Source organism: Serratia sp. H402Y (assembly GCF_051172415.1).
Taxonomy (GTDB): domain Bacteria; phylum Pseudomonadota; class Gammaproteobacteria; order Enterobacterales; family Enterobacteriaceae; genus Serratia; species Serratia ureilytica.
This window is the reverse complement of sequence record NZ_JBPIYZ010000001.1, coordinates 130,883-142,406: the sequence shown is the minus strand read 5'-3', so window position 1 is coordinate 142,406 and position 11,524 is coordinate 130,883. Positions and strand designations below refer to the sequence as shown.

Genomic DNA, 11,524 nt, shown 5'->3' with positions numbered 1-11,524 from the left:
TCTGAGCTGTGAATGGGAGGCAAGCATGAAATATCTCAAACTGGGCAACACCGCTCTGAACGTCTCGCGCATCTGCCTGGGTTGCATGACCTACGGCGAACCGAGCCGCGGCAATCACGCCTGGACGCTGCCGGAAGAAAGCAGCCGCCCACTGTTGAAACAGGCGCTGGAAGCCGGCATCAACTTTTTCGACACCGCCAACAGCTATTCCGACGGCAGCAGCGAGGAGATCCTCGGCCGGGCGCTGCGCGACTATGCACGCCGCGAGGAGGTGGTGATCGCCACCAAGGTTTATTTCCCGCTGAGCAACCTGGAGCGCGGTTTGTCGCGCGCCAAGATCATGCAGTCCATCGACGACAGCCTGCGCCGTCTCGGCACCGACTATGTCGATTTGCTGCAAATCCATCGCTGGGATTACGAAACGCCGCTGGAAGAGACGCTGGAAGCGCTGCACGACGTGGTGAAAGCCGGTAAGGCACGTTACATCGGCGCCTCTTCCATGTACGCCTGGCAGTTCGCCAAGGCGCTGTATACCGCCGATCTGCACGGCTGGACGCGCTTCGTCAGCATGCAGGATCAATACAACCTGATCCAGCGCGAAGAAGAGCGCGAGATGCACCCGCTGTGCGCCGCCGAAGGCATCGCCGTACTGCCGTGGAGCCCGCTGGCGCGCGGCCGCCTGACCCGCCCCTGGGGCGAAACCACCGCCCGCCTGGTCTCGGACCAGTTCGGCAAGAGCCTGTACGATGAAACCGAAGGCATCGACGCCATTATCGCCGAGCGCGTCGCCAGCCTGGCGGAGGAACGCGGCGTGCCACGCGCGCAGATCGCGCTGGCCTGGCTGCTGAACAAGCCGGCGGTCAGCGCGCCGATCGTTGGCGCGTCACGCAGCGAGCAGTTGGACGACGCCATTGCCGCGGTCGATTTGAGTTTGTCGCCGCAAGAGGTGGCGGAGTTGGAAACGGCTTACGTGCCGCATCGGGTGACGGGATTTGAATAAGAAAAGCGGGCGCGAAGAACCGCGCCCGGCTGTCAGAACAGCCCGATCGGCCAGTGGTGCCCAATCAGGTAGATGATGCCCGCAGACAGCACGCCGGCGATGATATCGTCGACCATGATGCCCATGCCGCCATGCACGTTGCGGTCAAACCAGCGGATCGGCCACGGCTTCCACATATCCAGAATGCGAAAGATGACGAAACCGGCGGCGACCCAGCGCCAATCGTTGACCGGCAGCGCCATCAGCGTGATCCACATGCCGACGAACTCATCCCAGACGATGCTGCCGTGATCGTGCACCTTCATGTCTTTTGCCGTGCGGTGGCAAATATAGACGCCGATGCAAATGCTGAACATCACCGTCAGCGAGTAGAGCTGCCACGGCAGTTGGATCAGCAGCAGCCAGAACGGGATCGCCGCCAGCGATCCCATGGTGCCCGGCATCACCGGCGACAAACCGCTGCCAAAACCGGTGGCCAGCAGGTGCCACGGATTGCTCATCCGCAGCCGACGCTTGGCTTCATCCATGGGTGCCCGGCTCCGCGTTGAAATGATCGAACCCGGCCCAGTCCAGCACCACCGCCTCGTCGTTGCGGTAATAGCGAATGCCTTCAGACAGCGGGCCAATCTGGCCGATACAGGTGTAATCGGCCCCGAGGTGGCTCAGCGCCACGTCCAGCGCGCCGCGGTTGATCTCCGGCACGGTGAAGCACAGCTCGTAGTCTTCGCCGCCCGCCAGCGCCCAACGCAGCGCCTGTTCGGCATCGGCATGGCTGCTCAGCGCCTGCGACATCGGCAGCTCGTCCAGCACGATGCGCGCGCCGCAGTCGCTGGCCTTCAGGATGTGCTTCAGATCGGAAATCAGGCCGTCGGAAAGATCGATTGCCGAGCTGGCCAGATCGCGCAGCGCCTGCCCCTGCAGCACCCGCGGCTGCGGACGCAGATGGCGAGCGACCAGATAATCGCGCGCCGCGCTATCCGTCACCGCCAGGCGATCCTGCAGGATCGCCAAACCGGCGGCGCTGTCGCCCAGCGTGCCGGTCACATAGATCCAGTCGCCGATGCGCGCGCCGCTGCGGCTCAACGCCCGGCCGGCCGGGATCAGCCCCTGAATGGTCAAGGTCATGCTCAGCGGGCCGCGCGTGGTATCGCCGCCGATCAGCTGCATGCCGTAATAATTGAGTTGATCGAACAGGCTGTCGCTGAACGCCTTCAGCCAGGGTTCGTTCACCTCCGGCAGCGTCAGGGCCAGCGAGAGCCACGCCGGATCGGCGCCCATCGCCGCCAGATCGCTCAGATTGACCGCCAGCGCTTTATACCCGAGATCGGCCGGATCGATGTCCGGCAGGAAGTGAATGCCCGCGACCAACGTATCGGTACTGACGGCCACCAGCTGTTTTTCCGGCACTGCCAGCAGTGCGCAGTCATCTCCAATGCCCAACTGTACATCCCGGCGCACGCGCTTAAACCGGTCAAAATAGCGGGCAATGAGGTCAAATTCGCCGCATGCCATATCGATATTCCACTAGAAGAAATTAAGGCCGGGAATGCCGGCCTTAATGTTTTTACTTTTTCTTGCGAAGGGTTGGCGCCACTTTATCCAGCACCCCGTTCACAAACTTGTGGCTGTCTTCCGCGCCGAAGGTTTTCGCCAGCTCGATCGCTTCGTTGATCGCCACCTTGTAAGGGACATCCTCGCGCATTTTCAGTTCAAACAGCGCGACGCGCAGCACCGCGCGTTCCACCTGGCCCAGCTCTTCGAGCTGACGCGACAGGTAAGGCGCCATCAGTTCGTCCAGCATACCTGCATTCACTGCCGCGCCGGACAGCAACTCGCGAAAATAGGCGACGTCAACATCTTTGACATCCTGCTCCGTCAGGAACTGGTGTTCAACATCGGCAAGGTCGTTTTTAGACAACTGCCAAGAGTAAAGCGCTTGAACAGCGCACTCACGAGCGCGGCGACGAGCAGCAGGTTTCACGGAATTCCCCTTAACTAAATTCAGGCTTTAATAGCTTTGATAACATTAATCATTTCAAGTGCGGTCAACGCGGCTTCAGCGCCCTTGTTGCCCGCTTTGGTGCCGGCGCGTTCGATCGCTTGTTCGATGCTTTCGGTAGTCAGCACGCCAAAGGCAACCGGGATTTCGGCATTCATCGCAACGTTGCCGATGCCGGAGCTGGCTTCGCCCGCCACATATTCGAAGTGCGCGGTGCCCCCACGGATAACGGTGCCCAGCGCGATAACCGCGTCGTATTTGCCGGTTTTGGCCAATACGCTCGCCGTCAGCGGCAGCTCGTAAGCGCCCGGGACCCAGACAACGGTGATGTTGTCGTCAGCAACCTGACCAATGCGTTTCAGCGCGTCGATGGCGCCTTCCAGCAGGCTGTCGTTGATGAAATTGTTAAAACGTGCAATTGCGATCGCCACACGGGCATTTGGAGTAGCAACAACACCTTCGATAACTTTCATGGGCTTTCCTTAAAAATGGGTTCAATACCCCGCAGGGGGGCGGATTCTATCATATTCTTTCATCGCCTGCGCGGCGCTTTTGTAAAACCGGCGCGCGGGCGCGAGATTCAGTGTTTCGCCCGCAGGCGCAAACGCAGATCGGGGCCAACCTGGCGCACGTCGCTAAAGACGAATTCCGGTGCGTCGGCCAGACGCTCAAGGCCCGGCAAATGACACAGGCCGCGGCCATTATCGCCCAACAGTTTTGGCGCGATGTACAAAATGAGCTCATCCACCAGGCCGGCCTGCAGCAGCGCGCCGGCCAGCGTCGCCCCCGCCTCCACCCAGATTGAATTCACCTGGCGCTTGGCCAACAGCATCATCATCACCACCAGATCGACGCCGCCGCCGTGCGCCGGGCAGATAAACTGCTCAACGTCTTGCGGCCAGGCCTGTTCATCCGCCTGCAGCCGCGCCAGCCAGGTGGCGCCCGGCTGCTGCACCACGCGGTGCTGTGGGGTAATGCGATTTTGGCTGTCGAGCAGGATGCGCAGCGGCTGACGCAGATTTTCGCGCGGATAGAGGCGCTGGGTCTCGGCATCCAGCTCATCCCAACGCACCGTCAGCGACGGATCGTCCGCCAGCACGGTGGCGCTGGTGCTGAGAATGGCGGCGCTCTGCGCACGCAGTCGCTGCACGTCCTGACGCGCTTCGGGTGAGGTGATCCACTGGCTTTCGCCGGAGGCCATCGCCGTGCGGCCGTCCAGCGACGCGCCCAGCTTCAGTTGCACATAGGGAAAACCGGTGCGCATGCGTTTGAGGAAGCCCAGGTTGACCGCTTCGGCCTCGGCCAGCATCAGGCCATGACGTACTTCGACGCCGGCTTGCTGCAGCTTGTACAAGCCGCGCCCCGCCACCTGAGGATTGGGATCTTGCATCGCCGCGACCACCCGCGTCACGCCGGCGGCCACCAGCGCATCGGCGCAGGGCGGCGTGCGGCCGTGATGGCTGCACGGCTCGAGCGTCACATAGGCGGTGGCGCCGCGCGCCTTGTCGCCCGCCATGCGCAGCGCGTGCACTTCCGCGTGCGGCTCGCCGGCGCGCAGATGATAGCCTTCACCGACAATTTCGCCGTCGCGCACGATAACGCAGCCGACGTTCGGATTGGGCGCGGTGGTGAAACGCCCCAGCCGCGCCAGCTCGAAGGCGCGCGCCATGTAAAATTCGTCGTGATGCATGAAAGATCCTTTAGTCTTGCAGGCGGGCAATCTCTTCGCCGAACTCGCGCACGTCTTCGAAGCTGCGGTACACCGACGCGAAGCGAATGTAGGCGACCTTATCCAGCTTTTTCAGCGCGTCCATCACCAGATTGCCGACTAACTTGGTCGGCACTTCGCGTTCGCCGGTGGCGCGCAGTTGGGATTTGATATGGTTAAGGGCGTTTTCCACGTCGTCCGAGCTGACCGGGCGCTTCTCCAGCGCTTTCAGCATGCCGCGACGCAGTTTGTCTTCGTTGAACGGCTCGCGCACCTCATCGCTTTTAATCACTCGCGGCATCACCAGCTCGGCCACCTCGAAGGTGGTGAAGCGTTCATTGCATACCAGACACTGGCGACGACGGCGTACTTGCGAACCGTCCCCCACCAGGCGGGAATCAATGACTTTGGTATCAACGGCGGCGCAGAAAGGGCAATGCATAACACGTCCTGATAAACGTTTTTTATAGATAAATGCAGTTTAACCCGAAGTGAAGCCACAACAAAGGGCGTCAGCCATTTGTTGCGATAAGCGGCGGGCAGGCGGCGCCGATATGACTTTCACCGCCATGCGGGCTAAGCTTGATAGCAGGAGATTCAGCATAGGAAATCGCCGTCATGACAACCCGTTACCCCAAAATCACCCTGCTCGCCGCCGCCGTGTTGCTCACTGGCTGCGCGCACAACGCCGCCGTGCCTCAGCTGCGCCATCAGGTCGCCGCACTGAACCAAAAAGTGAGCGTATTGACCGATCAGGCCACCGCGCTGGAGCGGCAAAACCAGCTCAATCAGCACTCCGACAACGGCGTCTACCTGCTGCCGGCGGCGCGGAGCGCCGCCCGTTTGCAAAGCGGCATCGGCGAACTGAGCGTTTCGCTGAGCCACATCAAGAGCGAAGCCAACGGTGCCCAGGCGCAGCTGCATATGCGCATCCTCTCACAGGCCACGCTGCCGCCGTTTAAAGCGGTGGTGGAATGGGGCCAACTGGACGCGGCCACCGGCCGGCCGCTGACCGCCGAGGCGCTGTCGCAACCGATCGCCAGCGCCGACTCGCTGCTGCCGAAACCCGGGCAGGACTTCGAGCTGCGCTTCAGCGGCCTGACGCCGGAACAGCTGGGCTATATCCGTCTGCACAGCCTGGTGGCCACCGCCCAGCCGGCGGTGGTGCAGCAACACTGAAATCCGAGGCAAAAAAAAAGGAGCGCCGATAGGCGCTCCTTCTCATTTCGCTGAATACTGCGGCGGTTAAGGCAGAATCGAAGGCTGATCCGCGCCCTCTTTTTCCACTTTTTGCTGCAGCATGTGTTCGCGTTTCATCCCCAGCTTCAACGCCAGCGCGGACGCGACGTAGATAGAGGAAACGGTACCGATCGACACGCCGATCAGCATCGCCAGCGAGAAGCCTTGCAGCATCGCGCCACCGAAGATGTACAGCATCAGCACCACCATCAGGGTGGTCCCGGAAGTCATCAGCGTACGGCTCAGCGTCTGGGTCAACGACACGTTCATGATCTCGTAAGGCGTGCCGCGGCGGATCTTGCGGAAGTTCTCACGAATACGGTCGGAGACCACGATGCTGTCGTTCAGCGAGTAACCGATAACCGACATCAGGGACGCGACGATGGTCAGGTCAATCTCGATGTGGAACAGCGACAGCACGCCCAGCGTGATGATCACGTCGTGCGCCAGCGCGATAACCGCCCCCAGCGCCAGGCGCCATTCGAAGCGGAAGCCGACGTAGATCAGGATACAGATCAACGCCACCAGCAGCGCCATGCCGCCGGTTTGCGCCAGCTCGCTGCCCACGCTCGGGCCGACGAACTCAATGCGCTTCACGGTGGCGTTTTTATCCACCGAGTCGTTGATCACGCCGATCACCTTATTGCCCAGTTCCTGGCCTGCGGTGCCGGTCGCCGGTGGCATGCGCACCATCACGTCGCGGCTGCTGCCGAAGTTCTGGATAATCGGATCCTGGAACCCGGCCTTCTCCAGCGTGTCGCGCATCAGGTCGAGGTTAGCCGGCTTCTCCAGGTTGATTTCAATCACCGTACCACCGGTGAAATCCAGACCCCAGTTAAAGCCGCGCACCGACATGGTGGCGATCGACGCGACCAACAGCACCAACGAGATGCCGAAAGCCACGTAGTCCCAGCGCATAAAGTCGTAGACTTTACGGCCGTAGTTGAGTTGCTCAACAGTATAATCCTGTGCCACAACGCACTCCTCAGATAGACAGCTTGTTAATGCGTTTGCCGCCGTAAAGCAGGTTGACGATGGCACGGGTACCGACAATCGCGGTGAACATGGACGTCGCCACACCGATAGCGGTGGTGATCGCAAAGCCCTTGATCGAACCGGTGCCGACTGCGTACAGGATGACCGCGGTGATCAGGGTGGTGATGTTGGCGTCGACGATACTGGAGAACGCGCCTTTATAGCCCTCATGGATCGCCTGCTGAACGGACCGGCCGTTCTTCAGCTCTTCCTTGATACGTTCGTTAATCAGTACGTTGGCGTCGACCGCCACCGCCAGCGTCAACACGATCCCGGCAATGCCCGGCATGGTCAGCGTCGCCCCCGGCAACAGGGACATCACGCCGACGATCAACACCAGGTTGGCGACCAGCGCCGTGGTGGCGATCACGCCGAACTTACGGTACCAGACCACCATGAAGACGATGGACGCCACCAGGCCCCACAGACAGGCTTCCAGACCTTGGGTGATGTTCTGCTGACCCAGGGTTGGACCGATGGTGCGCTCTTCAACGATCTGAATCGGCGCAATCAGCGCACCCGCACGCAGCAGCAGCGAAAGCTGACGCGCTTCGTTCGGGTTGCCGATGCCGGTGATGCGGAAGCTGTTACCCAGACGCGACTGAATGTTCGCCACGTTGATCACTTCTTCCTGTTTCACCAGCACCGCACGGCCGTTGGCGTCTTTCTTGCCGCTGTCCTTGTACTCCACGAACAGGGTCGCCATCGGTTTGCCGATGTTGTCCTTGGTGAAGTTGGACATCGACGTGCCGCCGGCGCTGTCCAGCGAGATGTTAACCTGTGGCTGGTTGTATTCATCGGTGCTCGAGGTGGAGTCGGTGATGTGGTCACCGGTCAGGATCACGCGCTTGTACAGCACGATCGGCTGGCCGTCGCGGGTGTATTTCACCTCGGAATCGCCCGGCACGCGGCCGTTGGCCGCCGCGGTGGCGTCCGCATTGGTGTTCACCAGACGGAATTCCAGCGTCGCGGTGGCGCCCAGAATTTCTTTGGCGCGCGCGGTGTCCTGAATGCCCGGCAGCTCAACCACGATGCGGTCGGATCCCTGGCGCTGCACCAGCGGTTCGGCGACGCCGAGCTGGTTGACGCGGTTACGCAGGATAGTGATGTTCTGCTGTACGGCGTATTCGCGCGCTTCGCTCAGACGGGCGTCCGTCAGGCTGGCTTTCATGGTGTTGGCGCCATTGGCGGACAGCACCAGATCGCGCTGACGCGGGCCGATGTAGCTGATGGCCTGGTCACGGGCCGCATCGTCGCGGAAGCGAACTTCCACGCCGTTGTTGTCCAGCTTGCGGATAGACGCGTAAGGAATGCCCTTCTCGCGCAGCTCGCTGCGCAGGGTATCCATGGTCTGTTCCTGCAGCTTGCTCAACGCGGTGTCCATGTCCACTTCCATCAGGAAGTGCACGCCGCCGCGCAGGTCCAGACCGAGTTTCATCGGCTCTGCGCCCAGCATGGCCAGCCAGTTCGGCGTGGCCGGCGCCAGGTTCAGCGCCACGACGAATTTGTCACCCAACTCGGTCACCAGCGCTTCGCGGGCGCGCAGCTGAACGTCAGGATCTTTAAAGCGAGCCAGGATGGCGCCATTTTCCAGCGCAATCGACTTGCTCGCGATGTTGTCTTTTTCTAATACGGTACGGACCTGGTCCAGCGTAGTTTCACTGGCGGCGACGCCGCGCGCGCCAGTGATTTGTACGGCCGGATCCTCACCGTAGATGTTGGGAAGCGCATAAAGCAAACCGACGAGGATCACGACGATCAACATCAGATACTTCCACAAAGGATAACGGTTTAGCACGGCAATTCCCTTCGGGAAAAAAGATTACAGGGCCTTCATGGTACCTTTCGGCAGAACGGCCGCCACGAAGTCACGCTTGATCATCACTTCCGTGGTGTCGTTCAGCGCGATGGCGATGATGCCGGTGTCGGCCACTTTGGTCACGCGACCGATCAGGCCGCCGGTGGTCAGCACTTCGTCGCCTTTACCGATGGAGTCCATCAGCTTCTTGTGATCTTTCGCGCGTTTCTGCTGTGGGCGCAGGATCATGAAGTAGAAGATCAGGCCGAACACCACCAGCATAATGATCAGAGAGTACGGGCTTCCCTGAGCCGGAGCCCCTGCGGATGCGACGGCGTCAGAAATGAAAAAGCTCATTGAAATTCCCTCATTAAGTTATCAATTATTAGATCAAGCGTTTAAAGGCGGAATCGGCTTGCCGATCCGACCATAGAAATCCGCAACAAACTGCTCTAATTTACCCTCTTCGATAGCCTGGCGTAAACCCGCCATCAGGCGCTGGTAGTGACGCAGGTTATGAATTGTGTTCAGTCGAGCACCCAATATTTCGTTGCAACGGTCGAGATGGTGCAAGTAGGCGCGGCTGTAATGGCGACACGTGTAGCAATCACAGTCTTTATCCAGCGGAGAAGTATCATCCTTGTGCTTGGCATTACGGATTTTTACCACACCGTCAGTCACGAACAAATGGCCGTTGCGGGCGTTGCGGGTCGGCATGACGCAGTCGAACATGTCGATGCCGCGGCGCACGCCTTCCACCAAATCTTCCGGCTTGCCGACGCCCATCAAATAGCGTGGCTTATCTTCCGGAATTTGCGGGCAAACGTGTTCAAGAATGCGATGCATATCCTCTTTCGGCTCGCCTACAGCCAAGCCGCCCACAGCGTACCCATCAAAGCCGATATCCACCAGCCCTTTTACTGAAACATCACGTAAATCTTCGTAAACGCCGCCCTGAATGATGCCGAACAGCGCATTTTTATTTTCCAGCTCGTCGAAACGCTGGCGGCTGCGCTGCGCCCAACGCAGCGACATTTCCATCGAACGCTTGGCGTAGTCCCAGTCGGCCGGGTACGGCGTACATTCATCGAAGATCATCACGATGTCGGAACCCAGGTCATACTGGATTTCCATCGATTTTTCCGGGCTCAGGAACACCTTGTCGCCGTTGATCGGGTTGCGGAAGTACACGCCTTCCTCTTTGATCTTGCGCATCGCCCCCAGGCTGAACACCTGGAAACCGCCGGAGTCGGTGAGGATCGGGCCCGGCCACTGCATGAAATCGTGCAGATCGCCGTGCAGCTTCATGATCTCCTGGCCAGGGCGCAGCCACAGGTGGAAGGTGTTGCCCAGCAGGATCTGCGCGCCGGTCTCTTTCACTTCTTCCGGCGTCATGCCCTTGACCGTGCCGTAGGTACCGACCGGCATAAAGGCCGGGGTTTCCACTACGCCGCGGTCAAAAATCAGGCGGCCGCGGCGTGCGCGGCCATCGGTAGTTTGTAGTTCGTACTTCACAAAGCCTCCAGCATCAGAGAAACAGTCTGATGTCGTTGAAACGGGGCCGCGCCGTGGGCGCAGCCCGGGAAATTAACCGCCGACGGACTCGTTTTCCGCCTGCGGATTACGGCTGATGAACATCGCATCGCCGTAGCTGAAAAAGCGATACTGCTCGGCCACCGCCTGCTGATAGGCGTTCATGGTATTTTTGTAGCCGGCGAAAGCCGACACCAGCATGATCAGGGTGGACTCCGGCAGGTGGAAGTTGGTCACCAGCGCGTCGATCACCTGATAGTGGTAACCCGGATAGATAAAGATGCTGGTGTCGCCGAAGAACGGCGCAATCAGCGCCTCTTTGCTGGCCGCCGCGGCGCTTTCCAGCGAACGCACCGAGGTGGTGCCCACCGCCACCACGCGCTTGCCGCGCGCTTTACAGGCCAGCACCGCATCCACGACCTCCTGCGGCACTTCGGCGTATTCGGCGTGCATCACGTGATCTTCGATGGTTTCCACGCGCACCGGCTGGAAGGTGCCGGCGCCGACGTGCAGCGTTACGAACGCCATTTCAACGCCCTTGGCGCGCAGCGCCGCCAGCAGCGGTTCGTCGAAGTGCAGACCGGCGGTCGGCGCGGCGACCGCGCCCGGCTTCTCGCTGTAGACCGTCTGATACAGTTCGCGGTCGGCGTCCTCATCCGGGCGAGCGATATAAGGCGGCAGCGGCATATGGCCGGCCGCGTTGAGAAGGGTGAAGACATCGCGTTCGTCGTTGAAGCGCAGCTCGAACAGCGTCTCGTGGCGCGCCACCATGGTGGCGGCGATGCTCTCGTCATCCCCCAGCAGCAGCTCGGCGCCCGGCTTGGGCGCTTTCGACGCGCGCACGTGCGCCAGCACGCGATGGTCGTCCAGCACGCGCTCCACCAGCACTTCAATCTTGCCGCCGCTGACCTTGCGGCCGAACATGCGCGCCGGGATCACGCGGGTATTGTTGAACACCAGCAGGTCGCCGGCTTCCAGCTTGTCCAGCAGATCGGTGAATACGCCGTGCGTCAGCGCCCCGCTCGGCCCGTCCAGCTGCAGCAGGCGGCATGCGCTGCGCTCGGCCTGGGGATAGTGGGCAATCAGGGATTCGGGAAGTTCAAACGAAAAATCAGCGACGCGCATGGGTATTCACTTCTTCAATTTAAGGCTGGTTGGTAAAAAACAGGCGGCCTAGTCTAAAGCCGGGGGCGGTCAGCGGCAAGAAATAAG

The 11,524-nt window shown here is 60.7% G+C and carries 13 protein-coding genes; 2 read left to right on the top strand and 11 right to left on the bottom strand.

Annotated elements, in window-relative coordinates:
- The first annotated feature begins 25 nt into the window (after positions 1-25).
- Complete coding sequence (locus ACSBQS_RS00760; RefSeq protein ID WP_434989454.1) at positions 26-1,000, top strand: aldo/keto reductase; 975 nt, start codon at positions 26-28, stop codon at positions 998-1,000.
- 32 nt (positions 1,001-1,032) lie between these two features.
- Here the strand turns inward: ACSBQS_RS00760 and pgpA are convergent, their stop codons facing one another.
- From pgpA to nrdR, 6 genes are all read right to left on the bottom strand, one after another.
- Positions 1,033-1,527 carry a phosphatidylglycerophosphatase A gene (gene pgpA, locus ACSBQS_RS00755; protein ID WP_033634010.1) on the bottom strand — a complete coding sequence of 165 codons (495 nt, stop codon included), beginning with the start codon at positions 1,525-1,527 and terminating at the stop codon, positions 1,033-1,035.
- Entirely contained in the window at positions 1,520-2,512 is a 993-nt protein-coding gene (gene thiL, locus ACSBQS_RS00750) for a thiamine-phosphate kinase (RefSeq protein WP_033642058.1), read from the bottom strand. The genes pgpA and thiL overlap by 8 nt, the downstream gene beginning before the upstream one ends.
- 52 nt (positions 2,513-2,564) lie before the next feature.
- Complete coding sequence (nusB, locus tag ACSBQS_RS00745; protein WP_004940384.1) at positions 2,565-2,981, bottom strand: transcription antitermination factor NusB; 417 nt, start codon at positions 2,979-2,981, stop codon at positions 2,565-2,567.
- 20 nt (positions 2,982-3,001) lie between these two features.
- Positions 3,002-3,472: a 6,7-dimethyl-8-ribityllumazine synthase gene (ribH, locus tag ACSBQS_RS00740; RefSeq protein ID WP_004940385.1), complete on the bottom strand. Its 471-nt coding sequence runs from the start codon at positions 3,470-3,472 to the stop codon at positions 3,002-3,004.
- Between the two features lie 107 nt (positions 3,473-3,579).
- Complete coding sequence (gene ribD / locus ACSBQS_RS00735) at positions 3,580-4,689, bottom strand: bifunctional diaminohydroxyphosphoribosylaminopyrimidine deaminase/5-amino-6-(5-phosphoribosylamino)uracil reductase RibD (RefSeq protein ID WP_033642057.1); 1,110 nt, start codon at positions 4,687-4,689, stop codon at positions 3,580-3,582.
- A 10-nt stretch (positions 4,690-4,699) separates the two neighbouring features.
- Positions 4,700-5,149: a transcriptional regulator NrdR gene (nrdR, locus tag ACSBQS_RS00730; protein WP_004940387.1), complete on the bottom strand. Its 450-nt coding sequence runs from the start codon at positions 5,147-5,149 to the stop codon at positions 4,700-4,702.
- Between the two features lie 176 nt (positions 5,150-5,325).
- Here nrdR and ACSBQS_RS00725 point away from each other — a divergent pair, with 176 nt between their 5' ends.
- A complete protein-coding gene (locus tag ACSBQS_RS00725) occupies positions 5,326-5,886 on the top strand; it encodes a DUF3251 domain-containing protein (RefSeq protein WP_353440026.1) in 561 nt (186 codons plus the stop codon).
- A 66-nt stretch (positions 5,887-5,952) separates the two neighbouring features.
- On the opposite strand, the gene secF is transcribed toward ACSBQS_RS00725, so the two are convergent.
- From secF to queA, 5 genes are all read right to left on the bottom strand, one after another.
- Positions 5,953-6,921 carry a protein translocase subunit SecF gene (secF, locus tag ACSBQS_RS00720; RefSeq protein WP_019454209.1) on the bottom strand — a complete coding sequence of 323 codons (969 nt, stop codon included), beginning with the start codon at positions 6,919-6,921 and terminating at the stop codon, positions 5,953-5,955.
- A 10-nt stretch (positions 6,922-6,931) separates the two neighbouring features.
- Positions 6,932-8,779: a protein translocase subunit SecD gene (secD, locus tag ACSBQS_RS00715; protein WP_342187014.1), complete on the bottom strand. Its 1,848-nt coding sequence runs from the start codon at positions 8,777-8,779 to the stop codon at positions 6,932-6,934.
- Positions 8,780-8,803: 24 nt separating this feature from the next.
- Complete coding sequence (yajC, locus tag ACSBQS_RS00710) at positions 8,804-9,136, bottom strand: preprotein translocase subunit YajC (protein ID WP_004940391.1); 333 nt, start codon at positions 9,134-9,136, stop codon at positions 8,804-8,806.
- Positions 9,137-9,169: 33 nt separating this feature from the next.
- Entirely contained in the window at positions 9,170-10,294 is a 1,125-nt protein-coding gene (gene tgt / locus ACSBQS_RS00705) for a tRNA guanosine(34) transglycosylase Tgt (RefSeq protein WP_016928877.1), read from the bottom strand.
- Between the two features lie 72 nt (positions 10,295-10,366).
- Positions 10,367-11,437 (bottom strand): tRNA preQ1(34) S-adenosylmethionine ribosyltransferase-isomerase QueA, encoded by a 1,071-nt coding sequence (gene queA / locus ACSBQS_RS00700; protein WP_033651079.1) that lies wholly within the window; start codon positions 11,435-11,437, stop codon positions 10,367-10,369.
- Between the last annotated feature and the right edge of the window lie 87 nt (positions 11,438-11,524).